The 23,430-nt window shown below is 70.3% G+C and carries 15 protein-coding genes; 3 read left to right on the top strand and 12 right to left on the bottom strand.

The genetic code is table 11. The annotated features are described in order from the left end of the window. Nucleotides 1–8: 8 nt before the first annotated feature. The 3 genes from ACQHII_RS13930 to ACQHII_RS13940 are packed head-to-tail and all read right to left on the bottom strand — an operon-like array spanning nt 9 to nt 1,947. The gene (locus ACQHII_RS13930) at nt 9–317 is read right to left on the bottom strand and encodes an AzlD domain-containing protein (RefSeq protein ID WP_427919616.1); all 309 of its coding nucleotides are present in this window, start codon (nt 315–317) and stop codon (nt 9–11) included. Beyond that, the gene (locus ACQHII_RS13935) at nt 314–1,057 is read right to left on the bottom strand and encodes an AzlC family ABC transporter permease (RefSeq protein WP_427925305.1); all 744 of its coding nucleotides are present in this window, start codon (nt 1,055–1,057) and stop codon (nt 314–316) included. Before ACQHII_RS13935 ends, ACQHII_RS13930 begins: the two co-directional genes overlap by 4 nt. Next, nucleotides 961–1,947: an AraC family transcriptional regulator gene (locus ACQHII_RS13940; RefSeq protein ID WP_427919617.1), complete on the bottom strand. Its 987-nt coding sequence runs from the start codon at nt 1,945–1,947 to the stop codon at nt 961–963. The genes ACQHII_RS13935 and ACQHII_RS13940 overlap by 97 nt, the downstream gene beginning before the upstream one ends. Before the next feature lie 112 nt (nt 1,948–2,059). Here ACQHII_RS13940 and ACQHII_RS13945 point away from each other — a divergent pair, with 112 nt between their 5' ends. The 3 genes from ACQHII_RS13945 to ACQHII_RS13955 are packed head-to-tail and all read left to right on the top strand — an operon-like array spanning nt 2,060 to nt 8,781. Then, nucleotides 2,060–7,066, top strand: a complete 5,007-nt coding sequence (locus ACQHII_RS13945; protein WP_427919618.1) for an ATP-dependent helicase — start codon at nt 2,060–2,062, stop codon at nt 7,064–7,066. Between the two features lie 39 nt (nt 7,067–7,105). Then, a complete protein-coding gene (locus tag ACQHII_RS13950) occupies nt 7,106–7,984 on the top strand; it encodes an Fpg/Nei family DNA glycosylase (protein WP_427919619.1) in 879 nt (292 codons plus the stop codon). Between the two features lie 32 nt (nt 7,985–8,016). Next, complete coding sequence (locus ACQHII_RS13955; RefSeq protein WP_427919620.1) at nt 8,017–8,781, top strand: SDR family NAD(P)-dependent oxidoreductase; 765 nt, start codon at nt 8,017–8,019, stop codon at nt 8,779–8,781. Here ACQHII_RS13955 and ACQHII_RS13960 read toward each other — a convergent pair. From ACQHII_RS13960 to ACQHII_RS14000, 9 genes are all read right to left on the bottom strand, one after another. Continuing rightward, nucleotides 8,729–9,022, bottom strand: a complete 294-nt coding sequence (locus ACQHII_RS13960) for a hypothetical protein (protein ID WP_427919621.1) — start codon at nt 9,020–9,022, stop codon at nt 8,729–8,731. The two genes, ACQHII_RS13955 and ACQHII_RS13960, sit on opposite strands and share 53 nt — an antisense overlap. A gap of 279 nt (nt 9,023–9,301) precedes the next feature. Then, nucleotides 9,302–9,676 carry a helix-turn-helix domain-containing protein gene (locus ACQHII_RS13965; RefSeq protein WP_019075583.1) on the bottom strand — a complete coding sequence of 125 codons (375 nt, stop codon included), beginning with the start codon at nt 9,674–9,676 and terminating at the stop codon, nt 9,302–9,304. Nucleotides 9,677–9,785: 109 nt separating this feature from the next. After that, a complete protein-coding gene (locus ACQHII_RS13970; protein ID WP_427919622.1) occupies nt 9,786–10,331 on the bottom strand; it encodes a CinA family protein in 546 nt (181 codons plus the stop codon). Beyond that, nucleotides 10,328–11,155, bottom strand: coding sequence for a CDP-diacylglycerol--glycerol-3-phosphate 3-phosphatidyltransferase (gene pgsA / locus ACQHII_RS13975; protein ID WP_427919623.1), 828 nt, complete (start codon nt 11,153–11,155; stop codon nt 10,328–10,330). The genes ACQHII_RS13970 and pgsA overlap by 4 nt, the downstream gene beginning before the upstream one ends. After that, on the bottom strand, nt 11,152–12,624 hold the full coding sequence (rimO, locus tag ACQHII_RS13980; RefSeq protein WP_427919624.1) for a 30S ribosomal protein S12 methylthiotransferase RimO: 1,473 nt from the start codon (nt 12,622–12,624) through the stop codon (nt 11,152–11,154). Before rimO ends, pgsA begins: the two co-directional genes overlap by 4 nt. 92 nt (nt 12,625–12,716) lie before the next feature. Then, nucleotides 12,717–13,577 carry a helix-turn-helix domain-containing protein gene (locus ACQHII_RS13985; protein WP_427919625.1) on the bottom strand — a complete coding sequence of 287 codons (861 nt, stop codon included), beginning with the start codon at nt 13,575–13,577 and terminating at the stop codon, nt 12,717–12,719. 267 nt (nt 13,578–13,844) lie between these two features. Continuing rightward, nucleotides 13,845–16,550 carry a DNA translocase FtsK gene (locus tag ACQHII_RS13990; RefSeq protein WP_427919626.1) on the bottom strand — a complete coding sequence of 902 codons (2,706 nt, stop codon included), beginning with the start codon at nt 16,548–16,550 and terminating at the stop codon, nt 13,845–13,847. Nucleotides 16,551–16,673: 123 nt separating this feature from the next. After that, on the bottom strand, nt 16,674–17,357 hold the full coding sequence (locus ACQHII_RS13995; protein ID WP_200714639.1) for a response regulator: 684 nt from the start codon (nt 17,355–17,357) through the stop codon (nt 16,674–16,676). 286 nt (nt 17,358–17,643) lie between these two features. Continuing rightward, complete coding sequence (locus ACQHII_RS14000; RefSeq protein WP_427919627.1) at nt 17,644–23,112, bottom strand: HAMP domain-containing protein; 5,469 nt, start codon at nt 23,110–23,112, stop codon at nt 17,644–17,646. Between the last annotated feature and the right edge of the window lie 318 nt (nt 23,113–23,430).

The following is a 23,430-nucleotide window of genomic DNA, read 5'->3' on the forward strand; positions in this document are numbered from 1 at the left end:
GGGCCGTCTCAGCCGCCCATGGCCCGGACACCCGCCGTCACCAGCACGGCCGCCGCGACGACGAGCAGGAAGGGTGCCCGCAGCACCAGCGCCACGGCGGCCGCCGTGAGCCCCGCGGCCCGGGCGTCGAGTACGAGCGCATGCCCGTCGGCGAAGGTCTGCTGGGCCGTGAGCGCGGCGAGGAGGGCGACCGGCAGCAGGGCGGCGAGCCGCCTCACCAGCGGCCGCTCCAGCGCGCCCGCGGGCACCAGCAGTCCGGCGAGCTTGACGACGTAGCACCCCAGGGCGGTCGCCGCGATCGCGATCCAGATGCTCAACAGTCTTCCTCCTGTGCGTCGTTACGGGTGCCGGTCTGCCGACGGCCCGCTACGTAGAGGGCGATCGGCGCCGCGAGAGCGGCCGCCAGGACCGGCACACCGGCCGGCAGCACGGGCAGCAGCCCCAGTCCCAGCAGGACCGCGAGGGCGGCGACGGCCCGCTCGATGGTGGTCCTGAGCATGGGCGCGAGCAGCGCCAGGAAGACGGCGGGCCCGGCCGCGTCGAGACCCCACGCGTCGGTGTCCCCGATGGCTTTGGCGCCGAGCGCGCCCAGCAGCGTGGTGAGGTTCCACAACAGGTAGAGGCTGAGCCCGGTGACGGTGAACCCGATCCGCGCGGCCCGGCGCGTCGGCTGCGCGAGGGTGACGGCCGTCGTCTCGTCGATGACCCACTGGGCGGCGAAAGGACGCACCGCGCGCGGGAGGGCCAACAGCTGCGAGAGGCGCAGCCCGTAGAAGGTGTTGCGCACTCCCAGGAAGAAGGCTCCCGCCGCTGCGGTGAGCGGGTTGCCGCCGGCCGCGAGTGCTCCCACGAGGGCGAACTGGGAGGCGCCGGTGAACACCAGGAGACTGAGGGCGCAGGTCTGCAACAGGGTGAGCCCGCCACCGGCCGAGGTCACCCCGAAGGCGAACCCCGACAGCCCTACGGCGACCCCGACTCCGAGGGCGTCCCGTACGACGGCGGAGTCCGGCTTTCCGCCGGCGTCGGAGTGCGGTTCTCCTCCCGTTCCGGCGTAGATGTCTTCTGAAGCGATCCGTTCTGCCACCTGTCGGACGGTAGGAGCGGTCGCGGCCCCGCGTCTTGTACGTTCTTGCGCTCCCGCTGGTACGCGCCCGGGGGCACACCGACGATCCGGGCGAAGTGCCGGTTGAGGTGCGGCTGGTCCGTGAACCCGACGGCGACGGCGGCCTCCGCGGGCGCCGTACCCGCGTCCAGGAGCCGCCGTGCCCGGCGCACCCGGGCATCGGTCAGCCAGGTGTGGGGCGGCATCCCGTAGGCACCCCGGAACGCGCGCAGCAGCGCGAACGGACTGGTCCCCAGGTCACCGGCCAGCTTCTCCAGGGTGGGCGGATCCACCATCCGCTCCTCCAGCACGGCACGCGCGCGTGCGGCGACCCGGCCACCCGCCGTGGGCACCGCACGCTGCGGCAGTGATCCGCCGTTCAGCCGGAGCAGCCTGGTGACGGCGACCCGCAGCAGGGTGTCGGCGGCGAGCGCGTTGCCCTCGTCTGCCGCGCGGAGGACCTGGTGGACGAGCCCGACGGTGTAAGGGTCGTCGAGGACGGGACTGGCGAACCCGGGGGTGCCGCGGATGGAGGTGGTCTCGGCGGCTATCGCGGCCACCACCTCGGGCGACGGGTAGACGGCCGCGTACCGCCAGCCCTCGGGAACGCCCGCCCGGCCGGTGTGCGGAGTGTCCGGGTTCACCAGCGCGAGCGCTCCCGCCCCGGCGGACACCTCTCCACCGCCGTGCTGGAACACGTCGACGCCGTCCGCGATGGCGGCGATGACGAAGTGCTCGTGCGTGTGCCGTACGAACGTCTTGCTGATGTACCGGGCGCGAAGCAGGTCGACCCCGGGCAGCTCCGTGTACTGCCAGTGCCTCGCCAACTCGCCCGAACCCGCCATGCGACCATTCTCCGCCACGGCGGGCACAGGCACCGAAACGGTCCTGCAAACCATCGCCCGACAATTCCCGCAGGTCAGACGCATTGTCAGTGGTCGGGTGCAGGATGGACGCATGGTCAGCTCCGCACACCGAGCCCTCGACGGCTTCTCCCCCGCGACCCGCGGCTGGTTCACGGGGGCGTTCTCCGCGCCCACCGCGGCCCAGGCGGGCGCGTGGCGAGCCATCGGCGAGGGCTCGGACGTGCTGGTGGTGGCCCCGACCGGTTCCGGCAAGACCCTGGCCGCCTTCCTCGCCGCGCTGGACCAGCTCGCCGCGACACCCCCGCCCGCCGACCCGAAGAAGCGTTGTCGCGTCCTGTACGTGTCTCCGCTGAAGGCCCTCGCGGTCGACGTGGAGCGCAACCTCCGCTCCCCGCTCACCGGCATCCGCCAGGAATCCGTCCGCCTGGGTCTGCCGGAGCCCGAGATCAAGGTCGGCATCCGCTCCGGCGACACCCCGCCCGCCGAGCGCCGCGCCCTGTCCACGCGCCCGCCGGACATCCTGATCACCACCCCGGAGTCCCTGTTCCTGATGCTGACGTCGGCCACGCGCGACGCGCTGACCGGCATCGAGACGGTGATCCTGGACGAGGTGCACGCGGTCGCCGGCACCAAGCGGGGCGCGCATCTCGCGCTGTCCCTGGAGCGGCTGGACGAGCTGCTGCCGAGGCCGGCCCGCCGTATCGGTCTCTCGGCGACCGTGCGCCCGGTGGACGAGGTCGCCCGCTATCTCGCCCCGCGCGGCAAGGTGGAGATCGTCCAGCCGAAGTCGGGCAAGGAGTTCGACCTCTCCGTGGTCGTCCCGGTCGAGGATCTGGGCGAGCTGGGCGGCTCCCCGGTGGCCGACGGCAGTGAGGGCGCGGAGAAGCCGTCGATCTGGCCGCATGTCGAGGAGCGCATCACCGACCTCGTCCAGGCCCATCGTTCAACGATCGTGTTCGCCAACTCCCGCCGCCTGGCGGAGCGTCTGTGCAACCGGCTCAACGAGATCGCCTACGAGCGCGCGACCGGCGAGCCCCTGGACGAACACCACGCACCGGCCGAGCTGATGGGCGGCTCCGGCGCCGCTCAGGGCGCACCCCCGGTCATCGCGCGCGCCCACCACGGCTCGGTCTCCAAGGAGCAGCGCGCCCAGGTCGAGGAGGACCTCAAGGCGGGCCGACTGCCTGCCGTGGTCGCCACGTCAAGCCTGGAGCTGGGCATCGACATGGGTGCCGTCGATCTCGTCATCCAGGTGGAGTCCCCGCCCTCGGTGGCCTCCGGCCTCCAGCGCGTGGGCCGCGCCGGACACCAGGTCGGCGCGGTCTCCACGGGCGTGGTCTTCCCGAAGTACCGGGGCGACCTGGTCCAGGCCGCCGTGGTCACCGAGCGGATGCGCACGGGCTCCATCGAGTCCCTGAAGGTCCCCGCCAACCCCCTGGACGTCCTCGCCCAGCAGCTCGTCGCGATGACGGCGCTGGACACCTGGCAGGTCGACGACCTGCTCGCCACGGTCCGCCGCGCCGCGCCCTTCGCCTCGCTCCCGGAATCGGCGTTCACCGCCGTGCTGGACATGCTCGCGGGCCGCTATCCGTCCGACGCATTCGCCGAGTTGCGCCCGCGCGTGGTGTGGGACCGCATCGCCGGCACGATCACCGGCCGCCCGGGCGCGCAGCGTCTCGCCGTCACCTCCGGGGGCACGATCCCCGACCGCGGTCTCTTCGGGGTCTTCCTCGCGGGCGCCGATCCGAAGAAGGGCGGCGGCCGGGTCGGCGAGCTGGACGAGGAGATGGTCTACGAGTCCCGGGTGGGCGATGTCTTCACCCTGGGCACCAGCTCCTGGCGGATCGAGGACATCACCCGCGACCGCGTCCTGGTCTCCCCCGCGCCGGGCGTTCCAGGTCGGCTCCCCTTCTGGAAGGGCGACCAGCTGGGCCGCCCGCTCGAACTGGGCCGCGCGGTGGGCGCGTTCCTCCGCGAGGTCGGCTCCCAGCCCAAGGAGGACGCCCGCCTGCGCCTCCTCGCCGCGGGCCTCGACGCCTGGGCCGCGGAGAACGTGCTGTCGTACCTGGCCGAACAGCGCGAGGCCTGCGGCCACATCCCGGACGACCGCACGATCGTCGTGGAGCGCTTCCGCGACGAGCTCGGCGACTGGCGCGTGGTCATCCACTCCCCCTTCGGCGCCCAGGTACACGCCCCCTGGGCGCTCGCCCTCGGCGCCCGTCTCTCCGAGCGCTACGGCATGGACGCCCAGGTGATGCACGCCGACGACGGCATCGTCCTGCGCCTGCCCGACGCCGACATGATGGGCCTGGACCTGCTCGACCAGGAACCCATGAAGGCCGGCACGGAGTACGACGCCGACCAGGCCCCCGTGGGCGCGGCGGACGTCGCCTTCGACAAGGGCGAGGTCGACCAGATCGTCACCGACCAGGTCGGCGGCTCGGCCCTGTTCGCGGCCCGCTTCCGCGAGTGCGCAGCTCGCGCGCTGCTGCTGCCGCGCCGCAACCCCGGCAAGCGCACCCCGTTGTGGCAGCAGCGCCAGCGGGCGGCTCAACTGCTCCAGGTGGCAAGCGAGTTCGGCTCGTTCCCGATCGTCCTTGAGGCGGTCCGTGAATGCCTCCAGGACGTCTTCGACGTCCCGGGCCTCACCGAGCTGATGGGCGACCTGGAGTCCCGCAAGGTGCGCCTCGTCGAGGTCACCACCCCCGAGCCGTCCCCCTTCGCCCGCTCCCTCCTCTTCGGGTACGTCGCCCAGTTCCTGTACGAGGGAGACTCACCGCTCGCCGAGCGCCGCGCTGCCGCCCTCTCGCTGGACTCCCGGCTACTGGCCGAGCTGCTCGGCCAGGCGGAGCTGCGCGAACTCCTCGACGCCGAAGTGCTCACCGAGCTGGAGCGCGAGCTCCAGTGGCTCACCGAGGACCGCCGCATCAAGGACGTCGAGGGCGTCGCCGACCTGCTGCGGATGCTCGGCCCGCTCACCGACGCCGAGTTGGCCGAGCGCGGCGCAGCATCGCAGTGGGCCCACGACCTCGCCTCCGCGCGGCGCGCGATCCGGGTCCGGATCGGCGGTGCCGACCACTGGGCGGCGATCGAGGACGCGGGCCGCCTGCGCGACGCGCTCGGCACGGCGCTGCCGGTCGGTGTCCCGGAGGCGTTCACCGAACCGGTCAAGGACCCGCTCGGCGACCTCCTGGCACGTCACGCCCGCACCCACGGCCCGTTCACATCGGCCACGGCCGCCGCCCGCTTCGGGCTCGGTGTGGCCGTCACCGAGGGCGCGTTGCAGCGGCTCGCGGCGAACGGCCGTGTCGTACAAGGGGAGTTCCACCCGGCCGGCATCGGTCAGGAGTGGTGTGACGCGACGGTGCTGCGTCGGCTGCGCCGCCGCTCCCTGGCCGCGCTGCGGCACGAGTTGGAGCCGGTGCCGCCGGCCGCGCTCGCGCAGTTCCTCCCCCAGTGGCAGCACATCGGCAAGGGCCATGGACTGCGTGGCGTCGACGGACTGGTGCGCGCCGTCGAGCAGTTGCAGGGCGCCTCCGTGCCCGCGTCCGCCCTGGAGAAGCTCGTCCTGCCGTCCCGCGTGGCGAACTACGCGCCCGCCATGCTCGACGAACTCACCGCATCCGGCGAACTGGTGTGGGCCGGCGCGGGCTCGCTCCCCGGCAAGGACGGCTGGATCTCCCTCTACCTGGCGGACGCGGCACCCCTGCTCCTCCCGCCCCCGCACCCGCTCGAACTCACGGCACTGCACCAGTCCGTCCTGGACACCCTTTCCGGGGGCTACGGCCTCTTCTTCCGCCAGATCGCCGACCAGGTCCGCGCGACCACCCACCCCGACGCCACCGATCCCCAACTGGCCGACGCCGTCTGGGACCTGGCCTGGTCCGGCCGCCTCACGAACGACACGCTCACCCCGATGCGCTCCCTGCTGGGCTCCGGCCGTACGGCTGGTTCCACGGCCCACCGCGCCAAACGCACGGTCCCGCGCGGGCGCTACGGCTCGCTCACCGCCGCCGCGCGCCCCGCCTCCCGCACCGGCCCGCCGACCGTCGCGGGCCGTTGGTCCCTGCTCCCCGCCCACGAGCCGGACCCCACGTTGCGCGCCCACGCCCTGGCCCGGACCCTGCTCGACCGGCACGGTGTGGTGACCCGGGGAGCGGTCGCCGCGGAGGGAGTCGAGGGCGGCTTCTCGGCGACGTACCGAGTCCTGTCCGTCTTCGAGGACAGCGGTCAGGCACGGCGCGGCTATGTCGTGGAGGGGCTCGGCGCCGCCCAGTTCGCGATGGACGGCGCGGTGGACCGCCTCCGCGCGGTCGCCAACGCCCGCGACCGGGGCGACGGCCTGCCCACACCGGACAGCACGGACAACGACCCCTACGGCTTCGGAACCCTCGGCGGCTCCGGCGGACCGCCCTCCGGTTCCGTCGACCGCTTCACGACCCCGGCCACCTACGACTCCCCCACCCCGCACGGCCGGCACAACACACCCGGCTTCCCCGGAGTCCACGACTTCGCCGACGCCTTCGGCCCGTTCACCGACTTCGACGACCTCGACGACACGGGGGCACCGACGGGACCCACCTCACGGCTCCAGGGCTCCCCGGCCTCCCACCCCCCGTCCCCGGGCGACTACATCTCGCCCCGCGACTTCCCCGCCCCGGCACCCCGAACCAACAGCACGTCCTCCTACCGCCGCCCCTCCCTCGCCGGCCGGGCCGTGGTCCTGGCCGCCGCCGACCCGGCGAACGCGTACGGCGCCGCCCTCCCCTGGCCCGAACCCCCGACAGGCGCAGGACACAAGCCTGGGCGGAAGGCCGGCTCGCTCGTCGTACTCGTGGACGGTGAGCTGACGCTGTACATGGAGCGCGGCGGCAAGACCCTGCTCGCGTGGCCCTCCGCACCGGACACCGCGGCCACCGAGGACCCGCGCCTCCAAGGGGCCGCCGAAGCCCTCGCGGCAGCGGCCCGAGCCGGTTCCCTCGGCACGGTCACGGTGGAGCGGGTCAACGGCGCCTCGGCCCTGACCTCCCCCATCGGCACCCTTCTGGAAGGAGCGGGCTTCATCGCGACACCGCGCGGCCTGCGCCTGCGCGCATGAACCGGACCGACCCCCACCACCGCATGCCACCCTTGACCCATGCCTGAAGGCGACACCGTCTGGCAGACCGCGAAGCGCCTCCACACGGCCCTCGCGGGCAAGGTGCTGACCCGCAGCGACCTCAGGGTGCCCAAGTACGCCACGGCGGACCTCACCGGCCGCACCGTCCTGGACGTCACGCCCCGGGGCAAACACCTGCTGACCCGTGTCGAGGGCGGCCTCACCCTCCACTCGCACCTGCGCATGGACGGCACCTGGCGGGTGTACGCCAACGGTCAGCGCTGGAGCGGTGGCGGCCCGGCCCACCAGATCCGCGCGATCCTCGGCACCGCCGACCGCACGGCCGTCGGCTACCGCCTCCCCGTCCTGGAACTCCTCCGCACCATCGACGAGCACCGCGCCGTGGGCCACCTCGGCCCCGACCTCCTGGGCCCCGACTGGAACCCCGAGCAGGCGCTCGCCAACCTCCTCGCCGACCCCACCCGCCCCCTCGGCGAGGCCCTCCTCGACCAGCGCAACCTCGCGGGCATCGGCAACATCTACAAAAGCGAACTCTGCTTCCTCCTCGGCGCCACCCCCTGGCTCCCCATCGGCGGCCTCCCGGCCGACCGTGCAGCAAAACTCCCCGCCATCGCCAAGCGCCTCCTGGAGACCAACCGCGACCGCCCGGTCCGCAACACCACGAGCAACATCACGAACGGCTCCGCGCACCGCGCCGCAGGCGGCCCCCACACCCCCGACCTGTTCGTCTACGGCCGCGCACCCCGCCCCTGTCTGCGCTGCGGCACCCCGATCCGCACGGCCGACCAGGGCGACGGCTCGCGCGAGCGCCCCACCTACTGGTGCCCGACCTGCCAGGTGGGACCGGCGCCCGGCACCTCCTCACCTCGCGGAACTCAACGCCGTACGACTAATTGACGATCCGTCAGAAACCCTCGTACCGTCGCTGCATGCCCGTCAAGGCGTACGACCTCACCGGACGCACCGCTTTCGTCACCGGCGCCGCCAGCGGTATCGGCCGCGCGTCGGCCGCGCTGCTCGCCGGGGCGGGTGCCACCGTGCACTGCGCCGACCGTGACACACAGGGTCTGCACGAGACGGCGACCCTGATCAAGGACCAGGGCGGCACCGCCCGCACCCACCACCTCGACGTCACCGATCGCGCGCAGGTCCGGCAGGCCGTCGAGTCCTGCGAGACGCTGCATGTGATGGCCGCGGTGGCCGGGATCATGCACAGCAGCACGGTTCTGGAGACCCGCGACGAGGATCTCGACCGGGTGCTGAGCGTCAACTTCAAGGGGGTGCTGTACGCCTGCCAGGAAGCGGCCCGGCTGATGCTCGACCGGGGCACCGGGGGCAGCATCGTCACCATGGCCTCGGGCGCGATCGACACCGGAGGGTCCGGGCTGCTCTGCTACAGCGCCGCGAAGGCGGCGGTCGTCCAGCTGACGAAGACGCTGGCGACGGAGGTCGGCCGACACGGCATCCGCGTCAACGCCGTCGCGCCGGGCTGGATCCGCACGCCCATGACCGATCACCACGAGGGCGAGGCGCAGGCCCGTACCGAGGCGATGATGGCCCGGCTGTCGCCGCTGGGCCGGGTAGGTGAGCCGGAGGACATCGCCCACGCCGTGCTGTATCTGGCGTCCGACGCATCGTCGTTCACGACGGGTCAGATCCTCCGTCCGAACGGGGGCGTGGCGATGCCGTGGTGACGGACACCGCCCCAGCGGCCGACGTCCGCCATGCTTGCCTCCACCGCCCCGCGGCCACTGCTCCCGCCGCCCGCGCCTTGGGCATGCAGTGCACCGGGAGCAGACTCAGCCCCCATCCCCCGGCCGCGACCGCCCCCTCCAGCGCACCCGCGTGCGGCGTCAGGGCGAGACGGAGCACGGCCCACCACCACAGCGCGCCGAACCCCAGCGCAGCCCCCCAGCGCACTGTCCGCCCCGCCATGGCCGCCACCTCCAGCCGGACGCTAGACCGCCGCGGTCATCCGCGAGGAGGGCGCATCGACGGCACACGGACGCACCACCCGCCTCAACCATGACCGCACTGGGCCACACCGGCAAACGGACCGCAGCGGACCAACAAGGCGCCCGGCCGTACATGGCGCCCGGAACACGAAAGACCCCGACCGCACCTCTCCAGCTCTCACTGGAGAAGCCCCGGCCGGGGCCCTCAGCACATCTTCAGTGCCGGTCGGCGCCGCATCGGCTCAGACCGGCGTCAGCGTCACGCGGCGACCACGTCCACCGCTTCGGCGGGGGCCTTGATGGTCACCCGTTCCGGTGGCACACCGGTCACCGACACGGAACCCAGCATCGGGCGTACCGACGTGGGCACGGAATCGGTGGCCGCAGCAGACTGGGCCAGCTCGGCGAGAGCGAGCTCGTCGCTCACTTCCCGCATGAGCTCGGACATCCGTACGTCCAACGCGTCGCAGATGGCGGAGAGCAGTTCAGAGGAAGCCTCCTTCTGCCCCCGCTCCACCTCGGAGAGATAGCCGAGTGAGACTCGGGCGGACGAGGAGACTTCGCGCAGAGTACGGCCCTGGCGCTGGCGCTGCCGACGCAGCACGTCACCCAGCAGGCGACGGAGCAGAATCATCGGTGGCTCCCTCCTCGGACCGCGTAGCCGCATCCTTCTCGCCCCACCGTACCGCCTTGCGCCGCGGCCGTGCGGGGAGCGATGTCGTGTTCACTCAGGGCTGCAAACATCAAAACCCCCCGTTCTGTTCCGTATCCTGTGCCCGCTCATTCCCGGTCTGTTCGCTCACGAGCCGCTCCAGAAGCAGCGCGAGTACGCTCCGTACACTCTCTCTACGAATTTCCGCCCGGCCGCCGTTCAACCGCAGCGCGGCCACTTTCCCGCCACCGGCTCCATCCGAATCCGGGCCAAAGGGCCCGTCCACGGCCACGAAAACGGTGCCCACGGGCTGCCCGTCCTGCGGCTCCGGGCCCGCCACACCGGTCGTCGCGATGCCCCAGTCGGCGCCCAGCGCCTTCCGTACACCGGCCGCCATCTGGGCCGCGACCTGCGCGTCTACGGCCCCGCGCTCGGCCAGCAGGGCGGCGTCGACACCGAGCAGCTGGTGCTTCAGTTCGGTGGCATAGGCGGTGACCGAACCGCGGAAGGCCTTGGAGGCTCCGGGCACCGATGTGATCTCCGCCGCAACCAGACCACCAGTGAGCGACTCGGCGACAGCGAGCGTCGCACCGCTCACGTTCAGTAGTCGCACCACTTCAGTGGCCGTGGAACTCACGCTTCCGTCTCCTCCGACGCCGCCATGCGCTCGGCGATTCCCTGCCTGCGCAGCACAATGGCCTGTCTCACATAGTCGAGCCCGGTCAGCACGGTCAAAATGACCGCCGCGGCCATCACCCAGAACCTCAGGGTGGCCAGCCATCCCGTGAGCGCCAGCACATACATGCCTACAGCCACGCCCTGCGTGAGCGTCTTCAGCTTGCCGCCGCGCGACGCGGGAATCACGCCGTACCGGATGACGAGAAAACGCAGCAGCGTGATCCCGAGTTCCCGGCCGAGGATGACGACGGTCACCCACCACGGCAGGTCGCCGAGCGAGGACAGACAGATCAGTGCCGCGCCCATGATCGCCTTGTCGGCGATGGGGTCGGCGATCTTCCCGAAGTCGGTGACGAGGTCGTAGGTGCGCGCCAGATGGCCGTCGAACAGGTCGGTGATCATGGCGATGGCGAATGCCGCCCAGGCGAACGAGCGCATCGCCGGGTCGTACCCGCCGTCGGCCAGCATCAGGGCGACGAAGCCGGGGACGAGCAGCAGCCGGAGCATGGTCAGGAAGTTGGCGATGTTCCAGACGCTCGCCTGGTTGACGGCGGCGGCGACGACCTTCGCGCCACGCGCCGGCTTAGGGCCGCCCGGCACGCCCGATTCGACCACACCGGAGGCACCGCCGGGCGAGACTCCCCCGGAGGGGACATCGCCGGAGACACTGCCCGACATCGCGCCGGAAGGGGCGCCACCGGAGGCCGCACCGGAACCCGCGCTCGCGGGCGCGCCGTTCGCGCTGGAGGTGCCGCCCGCCGCCGATGCCGGGACTCCGGTCATCTGCCCGCCTCCTCACTACACGCGAGCGAGCCCTGGAGCGGCTCGGCCACCAGGTCGACACCTTCCGTACCGACCACCTTCGCCTCGACCATACGGCCGACGCTCAGGCCTTCGCCGCTCGTGAGGAGCACCTGGCCGTCCGTCTCCGGCGCCTGGTGCTCGCCGCGGCCGTAGGCGCCGTCCTCGGAGTCCACCGATTCCACCAGCACGTGCACGGTCTCGCCGACGCGCTCCTCGGCGCGCTGCGAGACGAGTTCCTCGGCGAGCCGCGAGATGTGCGCGAGCCGCGCGTCGACGACGTCCTGGTCGAGCTTCTTGTCGTACGTCGCCGCCTCGGTGCCCTCCTCGTCGGAGTAGCCGAAGACACCGATGGCGTCCAGGCGGGCGCCGTTCAGGAAGCGCTCCAGTTCGGCGAGGTCGGACTCGGTCTCGCCGGGGAAGCCGACGATGAAGTTCGAGCGCACGCCGGCCTGCGGGGCCTTGGAGCGGATGGTGTCGAGCAGTTCGAGGAAGCGGTCGGTGTCGCCGAAGCGGCGCATGGAGCGCAGCACGTCGGGCGCGGAGTGCTGGAAGGACAGGTCGAAGTAGGGCGCGATCTTCGGTGTCGAGGTCAGCACGTCGATGAGCCCGGGGCGCATCTCGGCCGGCTGGAGGTAGCTGACGCGCACGCGCTCCAGGCCGTCGATGTCGGCCAGTTCGGGCAGCAGCGACTCCAGGAGGCGGATGTCGCCCAGGTCCTTGCCGTAGGACGTGTTGTTCTCGGAGACCAGCATGATCTCCTTGACGCCCTGTTCGGCCAGCCAGCGCGTCTCGTTGAGGACGTCGCTGGGGCGGCGGGAGATGAAGGAGCCGCGGAAGGACGGGATGGCGCAGAAGGAGCAGCGCCGGTCGCAGCCGGAGGCGAGCTTCACCGAGGCGACCGGGGAACCGTCCAGGCGGCGGCGCAGGGGCGCGCGGGGGCCCGAGGCGGGCGCGAGGCCGTCCGGGAGGTCGGCCGGGCCGTGGCCGGGCAGCGCCACGTCGGCGGCGGACTCCTGCCGCTCGGCGGGGCTGATCGGCAGCAGCTTGCGGCGGTCGCGCGGGGTGTGCGAGGCGTGGATGCCGCCGTTCAGGATGGTCTGGAGGCGGTCGGAGATGTCGGCGTAGTCGTCGAAGCCGAGCACTCCGTCGGCCTCGGGCAGCGCCTCGGCGAGTTCCTTGCCGTACCGCTCGGCCATGCAGCCCACCGCCACGACGGCCTGCGTTCTGCCATGGCCCTTGAGGTCGTTGGCTTCCAGGAGGGCGTCTACGGAGTCCTTCTTGGCGGCCTCGACGAAGCCACAGGTGTTGACGACGGCGACGTCCGCGTCCTCGGCGTCCTCCACGAGTTGCCAGCCGTCCGCCTCCAAGCGGCCTGCGAGCTCCTCCGAGTCCACCTCGTTACGGGCGCAGCCAAGAGTGACGAGTGCGACGGTACGGCGTTCAGGCATGGGCTCAAGACTACTTCGTCCCACTGACACCCCACGTCGAAGGGGTTGGCCGATCTTGGCCAACCCCTTGAGCAACCACTCCGTCGGACCGCTTATCCGACCTCGGGGTCGCCCTTCGTGTACGTGAGGCGCTCCACCGCTCCGGGCTGGAAGTCGTCCTCGATCTTCTTGCCGTTGACGTAGAGCTGGATCGCACCGGCGTCGCCGAGGATCAGGTTGACCTTCGAGCTGTCCTGGAAGGTCTTGGACTCGCCCTTCTTGAGGAGTCCGTCGAAGAGCATCCGGCCGTTGTGGTCCTTGGCGGAGATCCAGCTGCGGCCGTCGACCGCGGTCACCTGGACCGTCACCTTGTCCTGCGGAGCGGCGGCGATGGCGCTGTCGGAGGGGTCGGACTTCGGGGTGGCGGAGTCGGTGTTCGAGGGTGTCGGCTTGGCGGGTTTGCTGGCGCTGGGCGTGGCTCCCTGGGCGACCTGCGACTTGGCGTCGGCGTCGCTGTCGCCGCCCTTGAAGGCGGTGAATCCGACGAAGCCGACCACCGCGACGATCGCGGCGACCATGGCGGCGGTCCAGTTGGGCCCGCGCCGCTCGGGACGGATGCGTTCCGCCTCGAACAGAGGTGCCGCCGGCGTCGGGGCCGGGCGTCCGCCGTGATCGTCGTCGTAGCGGGCGAGAAGCGGGGCGGGATCGATGTGGACGGCCCTGGCGAGGGTCCTGATGTGCCCGCGCGCGTAGACGTCACCGCCGCAGGGCGTGAAGTCGTCGGCCTCGATGGCGTGCACGATGGCGATGCGGACCCGGGTGACACTGCTGACGTCGTCGACGGTCAGCCCGGCGGCGATACGTGCCTGCTGCAGGGCTCGGCCGACGGAAGGGCGGGCTGCTTCCTCATGACCGTCTTCGGAGCGACCGTCTTCGAACGGACGCTCGTCTTGAGGGGAGTTGCCGATGGACACGGGGGCGCCTTTCGAGCGTGTAGCCGCCTGTGCTGGAGGTTCAGTCTAGGGGGGGTATGAAAGGGTGGGGCAACCGGGCGGTGGGACTTTGTACGCCATCGGTATGGCCGGACAGACCGATGGCGGGCCAGACACGGACCCCATGGTGGGAGCCCTGTCTGTCCTCTCGCTCAACTTGACGTACGGCAAAGGGAAACGGTTGCCCGACGATCTCTAACGGGTGAGTCACGGCCGGTCGCGCCCCTTCGGGGAAACGCCTACCCGTTCCTAGCCCTCGGACTCCCCGCGGATCACCGCGAGCACACCGTCCAGCTCGTCGCCCTTCAGCAGAACGTCACGCGCCTTGGACCCCTCACTGGGCCCGACGATGCCCCGGGACTCCATGAGGTCCATGAGCCGCCCGGCCTTGGCGAAGCCGACGCGCAGCTTGCGCTGGAGCATCGAGGTGGACCCGAACTGCGTGGACACGACCAGCTCGGCCGCCTGGCACAGCAGATCGAGGTCGTCGCCGATGTCCTCGTCGATCTCCTTCTTCTGCTTGGTGCCGACGGTGACGTCCTCCCGGAAGACCGGGGTCATCTGGTCCTTGCAGTGCTGCACGACGGCGTGGATCTCGTCCTCGGTGACGAAGGCGCCCTGCATACGGGTGGGCTTGTTCTGACCCATCGGCAGGTACAGCCCGTCGCCCTTGCCGATCAGCTTCTCGGCGCCGGGCTGGTCGAGGATGACCCGGGAGTCGGCGAGCGAGGAGGTGGCGAACGCGAGCCTGGAGGGCACGTTCGCCTTGATCAGACCGGTGACGACGTCCACGGAGGGGCGCTGTGTCGCGAGCACCAGGTGGATGCCGGCCGCGCGCGCGAGCTGCGTGATGCGCACGATCGAGTCCTCGACGTCCCTCGGGGCGACCATCATCAGGTCGGCCAGCTCGTCGACGATCACCAGGAGGTACGGATAGGTCTTGAGCTCGCGCTCGCTGCCCTCCGGAGTCTTCAGCTTGCCGTCGCGGATCGCCTGGTTGAAGTCGTCGATGTGCCGATACCCGAAGGCAGCGAGGTCGTCATACCTGAGGTCCATCTCGCGTACGACCCACTGGAGCGCCTCTGCGGCCCGCTTCGGGTTGGTGATGATCGGCGTGATCAGGTGCGGGATGCCTTCGTAGGCGGTCAGTTCGACGCGCTTGGGGTCGACGAGGACCATACGGACGTCCTCGGGAGTCGCGCGGCACATGATCGACGTGATCAGACAGTTGATGCAGGACGACTTGCCGGAGCCGGTGGCACCGGCCACCAGGATGTGCGGCATCTTCGCCATGTTGGCCATGACGTAGCCGCCCTCGACGTCCTTGCCGAGCGCCACGAGCATCGGGTGGTCGTCCTCGGCCGCGTCCGCCAGGCGCAGGACGTCTCCTACGTTGACCATCTCCCGGTCCGTGTTCGGGATCTCGATGCCGACCGCGGACTTGCCGGGGATCGGGCTGATGATCCGTACATCGGGGCTGGCGACGGCGTAGGCGATGTTCTTCGTGAGAGCGGTGATCCGCTCCACCTTGACGGCCGGGCCGAGCTCGACCTCGTAGCGGGTGACCGTGGGCCCGCGCGTGAAGCCGGTGACGGCGGCATCGACCTTGAACTCGGAGAAGACGTTCGTCAGGGAGGCGACCACGGCGTCGTTCGCGGCGCTGCGCGCCTTGCCGGGGCCCCCGCGCGTGAGGAGGTCGAGCGAGGGCAGCGAATACGTGATGTCGCCGGAGAGCTGGAGCTGCTCGGCACGCGGCGGGAGGTCGCGGACCTCCTCCGGGGGCGCCTTGGTGAGGTCCATGACCTCGGCCTTGAGCTTCTCCTGCTTGGGGCGCGCGGCGGGGGCCGGCACGGGCGTCGGCGTGGTGTCCTCGCGGTCGCCTCCGACCCGTACGCCCTGGGTGAGGTCGGCGACGATCGGCGAGGGCGGCATGCCGTGCAGGACCGCCCCGTCGAGCGCCGCTGCGGCGGCCGCTGCGACGTCCACGGCGTCCATGGGGCGGTGCATCTCGGGCTGGGGCACCGCGGAGCGCCTGGGGCGGCTCCGGCGCCTGGTGAGGGCCTCCTGCTCGGCGCTGTCGGGGTCGTACACCTCGGGGTCGCCGTCGCGCTTGCGGGGGCGCGCGGGCAGCGCCTCGCGCCACTGCTCGTCGTAGCGCTCGTCGTCCTCGCCGAACTCGTCCTCGTCCTCCGGTTCGTGGACGATGCCGAGCTTCACCCCGAGCAGCCGCAGGCGCTGTGGGATGGCGTTGACGGGTGTGGCCGTCACGACCAGCAGCCCGAAGATCGTGAGCAGCACGAGCAGGGGTACGGCGAGCACCTCGCCCATGGTGTACGTCAGCGGGGTCGCCACCCCCCAGCCGATGAGGCCGCCGGCGTCTCTTATCGCCTGCATGCCGTCGCTGCGGGCGGGTGCGCCGCAGGCGATGTGGACCTGACCGAGGACGCCGATGACGAGCGCGGACAGGCCGATCACGATGCGGCCGTTGGCCTCGGGCTTCTCCGGGTGGCGGATGAAGCGCACGGCGATCACCGCGAGCAGTATCGGCACGAGCAGGTCGAGGCGGCCGAAGGCGCCCGTCACGAGGATCTCGACGAGGTCGCCGACCGGGCCGCGCAGATCGGCCCAGGTGCCGGCGGCGACGATCAGTGCGAGGCCGAACAGGAGCAGAGCCACGCCGTCCTTGCGGTGCGCCGGGTCGAGGTTCTTCGCGCCCTGCCCTATGCCGCGGAACACGGCGCCGACGGCGTGCGCGGTGCCGAGCCAGATGGCGCGCACGAGCTTGACGATGCCACCGGTGGGGCTGGGCGCGGGCTTGGGCGCCGGGCGGGCGGTCTTCTTGGCGACCGCCTTCTTCGCCGGAGCCCTTTTCGCGGCGGCCTTCTTCGCCGGAGCCTTCGCCGGAGCAGCCCTCTTGGCGGGCTGCTTCTTGGCTGCGGAGGGACGTGAGGCCATAGGTGTGAGGTTACCTGTGGAGAGCGCAGGGGACACGTGTGCCCACTGCTTCACCCGTTCGTGTCGCCCGTACGGGACGGGGAACTGACGCTCGCTCACGCACAACTGCGCCCGCGGCGGACGTCAGTTCTGGGACGGGAGCGAAGGTGCTCCGGTGCCGGTGCCCGGCTCCAGGGCGTCGAGTGCCCTGCGCAGTCCGGTGAGTTTGCGTTCGAGATGGGCCGCGGTGGCCACGGCGGCCGCGTCCGCCGACTCGTCGTCGAGTTGCTTGGACAGCGCCTCGGCCTGTTCCTCGACGGCCGCGAGCCGCGCGGACAGCTCGGCGAGCAGTCCGGCCGGCTCCTTGGCCGCGCCGACCGCGGGCTTGCCGCCGCCCTCCAGCTGGAGCCGCAACAGGGCCGCCTGCTCCCGCAGTTGGCAGTTCTTCATGTACAGCTCGACGAAGACCGAGACCTTCGCGCGCAGCACCCACGGGTCGAACGGCTTGGAGATGTAGTCGACCGCGCCCGCCGCGTACCCCCGGAAGGTGTGGTGCGGGCCGTGGTTGATCGCGGTGAGGAAGATGATCGGGATGTCCCGGGTCCGCTCCCGTCGCTTGATGTGCGCGGCGGTTTCGAAACCGTCCATGCCCGGCATCTGAACGTCCAGCAGAATGACCGCGAAGTCGTCCGTGAGCAGTGCTTTGAGCGCTTCCTCCCCGGACGATGCCCGAACCAGTGTCTGATCGAGCGCAGAGAGGATGGCCTCCAGCGCAAGCAGATTCTCCGGCCGGTCATCGACCAGAAGGATCTTGGCCTTCTGCACCATGGCCCGCCCTCCTCGCCCCGGATGTGCACCGGGCGCCGCCCCAGAGGACGGCTCTCTTGCGCCGCCCGTCCTTGTGCCGGTCATGGTAGCCGCACCCCGCCTGTCGCCACACCCTGTCACCGCGATGTCACTGTGCACGAAGCAGAAACGTAGCGGGAGACCAGAAGGTTCCCCGAATCCCGCGCTTCTACACGGCTTCGGACACACTGAGTCAGCAACTCCGAGTGCACACCGGACGTTCCCCGCACCGTTCCCACCGCTTTCCCGTCAGGCCCGGTCGTTTCCCTCACTCCGGACGCATCCACTGCTCCATCACCGACAGCAGGTGATCGGGATCGACCGGCTTGGTGACGTAGTCCGAGGCGCCGGACTCGATCGCCTTCTCCCGGTCGCCCTTCATCGCCTTCGCGGTCAGCGCGATGATCGGCAGCCCGGCGAACTGCGGCATCCTGCGGATCGCGGTCGTCGTCGCGTATCCGTCCATCTCGGGCATCATGATGTCCATCAGAACGACCGTCACATCGTCGTGCTGCTCCAGGACTTCGATGCCCTCACGGCCGTTCTCCGCGTACAGCACGGACAGCCCGTGCTGCTCCAGGACGCTCGTCAACGCGAAGACGTTGCGGATGTCGTCGTCGACGATCAGCACCTTCTCCCCGTTGAACCGGATCCCACGGCGCGACGGGGGCGCAGTCTCCTCGGACGCCCACTGGTCCCGAACGGTCTGCCCCAGCAGGGCGGACTGCTCCACGGCCCTGCGGCGCCTCCTGAAGAGCGCGGCGGCACCGTTCTGCGTCTCGTGGTACGACTTCACCTCGGCCGGCGTCTCGATGTCCACCTCGCTGCGCTCCGACAGCTCGGCGAGCTCCGCGGCGGAGGACGCCAAGAGGTCGCCCGCCTCCAGCGCGGGCAGCTGCTGGTAGCCCTGCGGGGGCAGTTCGCTCGGGTGCAGCGGCAAATACAGCGTGAACGTCGAACCGCGTCCCGGTTCGCTCTGCGCGAAGATCTCACCACCGAGCAGCTGCGCGATCTCCCGGGAGATCGACAGCCCGAGGCCCGTACCGCCGTACTTGCGGCTGGTCGTACCGTCCGCCTGCTTGAACGCCTCGAAGATGACCCGCATCTTGCTGCCCGCGATCCCGATCCCGGTGTCGGTCACCGAGAACGCGATCAGGTCGGCGTCCGCGTCCCGCAGCGAACCGGCCTCCAGGAGCTGCTCCCTGATGGCCACCGGCACATCGGCGCCGGCCGGCCGGATGACCAGTTCGACCGCTCCGGAGTCGGTGAACTTCACCGCGTTGGACAGCAGGTTGCGCAACACCTGGAGCAGCCGTTGCTCGTCGGTGTGGAGTGTGGCGGGCAGTTCCGGCGAGACCCGGACGGACAGGTCAAGGCCCTTCTCCGCGGTCAGCGGGCGGAAAGTGGCCTCTACGTAGTCGACGAGTTGGACGAGCGCGATGCGTGTCGGGGAGACGTCCATCTTGCCCGCCTCGACCTTCGACAGGTCCAGGATGTCGTTGATCAGCTGGAGCAGGTCGGAGCCGGCCCCGTGGATCGTCTCGGCGAACTCGACCTGCTTCGGGGAGAGGTTCCCCTCCGCGTTGTCGGCGAGCAGCTTGGCCAGGATCAGCAGCGAGTTGAGCGGGGTGCGCAGCTCGTGCGACATGTTGGCGAGGAACTCGCTCTTGTAGCGCATCGACACGGCGAGCTGCTCGGCGCGCTCCTCCAGGACCTGCCGGGCCTCCTCGATCTCGGTGTTCTTCACCTCGATGTCCCGGTTCTGCTGGGCCAGCAGCTCGGCCTTCTCCTCCAGTTCGGCGTTGGACGACTGGAGGGCCTTCTGCCGGTTCTCCAACTCGGCCGACCGCTCCTGGAGTTGCTCGGTCAGCTCCTGGGACTGCTTCAGCAGCAGCTCCGTCTTGGTGTTGACGGAGATGGTGTTGACGCTGGTCGCGATCATCTCGGCGATCTGGTTGAGGAAGTCCTTCTGGATCTGTGTGAAGGGCGTGAAGGAGGCCAGCTCGATGACGCCGAGCACCTTCGCCTCGAACAGCACCGGCAACACGATCACCTGCGCCGGCGGCGCCTCCCCGAGCCCCGAGGAGATCTTCAGATAGCCGCTGGGCGCGTTCTCCACGAGGATCGTGCGCCGCTCCTGGGCGGCCGTCCCGATCAGCGCCTCACCGGGCCTGAACGACGTCGGCATGGAGCCCATCGAGTAGCCGTAGGAGCCGAGCATGCGCAGTTCGTACGCGTCCTCGCCCTCCGCGTCCGCCAGGGGCAGCGCGAGGAAGAACGCGCCGTGCTGGGCGGAGACCACCGGGGTCAGCTCGCTCATGATCAGCGAGGCGACGTCGTCCAGGTCGCGGCGGCCCTGCATCAGCGCGGAGATGCGGGCGAGGTTGCCCTTGAGCCAGTCCTGCTCCTTGTTGGCGATCGTGGTGTCGCGCAGGTTGGCGATCATCTTGTTGATGTAGTCCTGGAGTTCCTGGATCTCCCCGGACGCGTCCACGTCGATCTTCAGGTTCAGGTCGCCCCGGGTCACCGCGGTCGCCACGCGCGCGATGGCGCGCACCTGGCGGGTCAGGTTCCCGGCCATCTCGTTCACGGACTCGGTGAGGTCGCGCCAGGTGCCGTCGACGTCACGCACGCGTGCCTGACCGCCCAACTGGCCTTCCGTGCCCACCTCGCGGGCCACCCGGGTGACCTCCTCGGCGAAACTGGACAGCTGATCAACCATGGTGTTGATCGTCGTCTTGAGTTCCAGGATCTCGCCGCGGGCGTCAATGTCGATCTTCTTGGTCAAGTCGCCCTTGGCGATGGCCGTGGTGACCATCGCGATGTTGCGCACCTGGCCGGTCAGGTTGGACGCCATGCCGTTCACCGAGTCGGTGAGGTCCTTCCAGGTGCCCGCCACACCCGGCACGTGCGCCTGGCCGCCCAGGATGCCGTCCGTGCCCACCTCGCGGGCCACCTTGGTCACCTGGTCGGCGAACGAACTCAGCGTCTTCACCATGGTGTTGAAGGTGTCGGCGAGCTGCTGGACCTCGCCGCGCGCCTCGATCGTCACCGTCCGGGTCAGGTCGCCGTTGGCGACGGCCGCCGCGACCTGGGAGATGTTCCGCACCTGCATGGTCAGGTTGTTGGCCATCAGGTTGACGTTGCCGCTGAGGTCCTTCCAGATGCCCGTGATGCCCGGCACATGGGCCTGGCCGCCCAGGATGCCCTCGGTGCCCACCTCACGGGCCACCCGGGTCACCTGCTCGGCGAACGACGAGAGTTGATCAACCATGGTGTTGACCGTCGTGACGAGCTCAAGGATCTCGCCCTTCGCGTCAACAGTGATCTTCTTGGACAGGTCGCCCTTGGCGACGGCGGTCGTGACCTCGGCGATCTGGCGCACCTGGATGGTCAGGTTGTTCGCCATGAAGTTCACCGACTGCGTGAGGTCCTTCCAGGTGCCGGAGACACCCTGCACCTCGGCCTGACCGCCCAACTGCCCCTCGGTGCCCACCTCGCGGGCCACGCGCGTGACCTCCTCCGCGAACGAGGACAGCTGGTCGACCATCGTGTTCAGGGTGTTCTTCAGCTCCAGGATCTCCCCGCGCGCGTCCACGGTGATCTTCTGGGACAGGTCACCCCGGGCCACCGCGGTAGCGACCTGCGCGATGTTGCGCACCTGGGCGGTGAGGTTGCCGGCCATGCCGTTCACCGAGTCGGTCAGGTCGCGCCACACACCGGCGACACCCGGCACCTGCGCCTGCCCGCCGAGCCGGCCCTCGGTACCCACATCGCGGGCCACCCGGGTCACCTGGTCGGCGAACGCGGACAGCTGGTCCACCATCGTGTTGATGGTGTTCTTCAGCTCCAGGATCTCGCCGCGCGCGTCCACGTCGATCTTCTGGGACAGGTCTCCCTGGGCCACCGCCGTGGTCACCTGGGCGATGTTGCGCACCTGGGAGGTCAGGTTCCCGGCCATCGAGTTGACGGAGTCGGTGAGTTCCTTCCAGGTGCCCGAGACGCCGTCCACGCGCGCCTGACCGCCGAGACGGCCCTCGGTGCCCACGTCCCGGGCCATGCGGGTCACCTGGTCCGCGAACGACGACAGTTGGTCGACCATCGTGTTGACGGTGTTCTTCAACTGAAGCATCTCACCGGAGACATCGACGGTGACCTTCTGGGAGAGGTCGCCGTTGGCCACGGCCGTCGTCACCTGGGCGATGTTGCGCACCTGGCCGGTGAGGTTGCGGAATGCGGTGTTGACCGAGTCGGTCAAGTCCTTCCACGTACCGGCCGCGCCGGGCACCTGCGCCTGGCCGCCCAGTTCACCCTCGACACCGATCTCGCGCGCCACGCGCGTGACCTCGGCACCGAACGAGGACAGTTGATCGACCATCCCGTTGACGGTGTTCTTCAGCTCCAGCATCTCGCCGGCGACGTTCACCGTGACCTTCTGGGACAGGTCACCGCTCGCCACCGCGGTCGTCACGGCGGCGATGTCCCGCACCTGGATCGTCAGGTTCCGGAAGACCGTGTTCACCGAGTCGGTGAGGTCCTTCCACGTCCCCGCCGCACCCGGCACGTTCGCCTGCCCGCCGAGCTGCCCCTCGGCACCGACCTCGTTGGCCACGCGCGTGACCTCGTCGGCGAACGTACGCAGCGTCTCGGTCATCTGGTTGATCGTCTCGGCGAGCTGGGCGACCTCGCCCCGCGCCGACACGGTCACCTTCTGCGACAGGTCACCGTTGGCGACAGCCGTCGTCACCTGGGCGATCCCGCGCACCTGGGCCGTCAGGTTGCCGGCCATGATGTTCACCGAGTCGGTGAGGTCCTTCCACACCCCGGCCACACCCGGCACCTGCGCCTGGCCGCCCAACTCGCCCTCGGTGCCCACCTCGCGCGCGACTCGCGTCACCTCGGAGGAGAACGAGGACAGCTGGTCCACCATCGTGTTGACGGTGTTCTTCAGCTCCAGCATCTCGCCGGCGACATGAACGGTGACCTTCCGCGACAGGTCGCCCTTCGCGACCGCCGTGGTCACCAGCGCGATGTCCCGCACCTGGGCCGTCAGCCGGTACGCCATCGTGTTGACGGACTCCGTGAGGTCCTTCCAGGAGCCGGACATGCCTCGCACGCGTGCCTGACCGCCGAGCTTGCCCTCGGTGCCCACCTCGCTGGCCACGCGCGTGACCTCGTCGGTGAACGTCGACAGCTGGTCGACCAGATTGTTGACGGTCCGCCCGACCTTCAGGAACTCCCCGCGCAGCGGATGCCCGTTCCCGTCGTCCTGCGCCTGCGTCCGCAGCTCCATGCGCGGCGACAGATCACCCTCGGCCACCGCGGAGAGCACCCGTCCGACCTCTGAGACGGGCCGTACGAGGTCGTCCACGAGGGCGTTGGAGGCATCGATGGCCGAGGCCCAGGAACCCTCGCAGGCGCCCGTCTCGAGCCGCTCCGTGAGCTTTCCCTCACGGCCGACCATGCGCCGTACCCGCGACAGCTCACCCGTGAGGTGCAGATTGCGGTCGGCCACCTCGTTGAACACGGCGGCGATCTCCGACATCACGCCGTCGCCGGACACCGTGAGCCGCTTGCGGAAGTTCCCGTCCCGCATGGCGACCAGAGCGGTCAGCAGCCGGTCCAAGGAGGCCGCGTCCACTTCCGTGGTCCCATTGCGCGGTTTGCGCTGGTTCTTCAGGGACTGTCCGCCTTTCGCGCGCGTCTTGGTGGCCCGCGTCGCTGCGCCAGACTCCACTGTGTCCCTCCCGCAGGGGTCGACCATTGCTGCTACTGCTGTGCTGGGTGCTGCTGCTCGGCGTTTCGGTCACTGCCGCGTATCTCTGCCCGGATTACCGGCCTTCAACAAGGCCTGCCGCCCGCAGTACACAGAAGACACCCGGCCTGCCCGGACCTTCACCAGAATCCTGCCCAGTGTTTCACCCTGCCTGAACCAGGCCATAACAGTTCGGCAGCTTCGCACATCGTCCGCACACCCTCCGGACGGAAACACCGCGACCGGCATCCGCATGGACGGTGAAGGTAAGTAACCTTGCATGCGGCTGTCCAGCCGCGC

The sequence above is a fragment of the Streptomyces sp. cg40 genome (genome assembly GCF_050320165.1).
Taxonomy (GTDB): domain Bacteria; phylum Actinomycetota; class Actinomycetes; order Streptomycetales; family Streptomycetaceae; genus Streptomyces; species Streptomyces hokutonensis.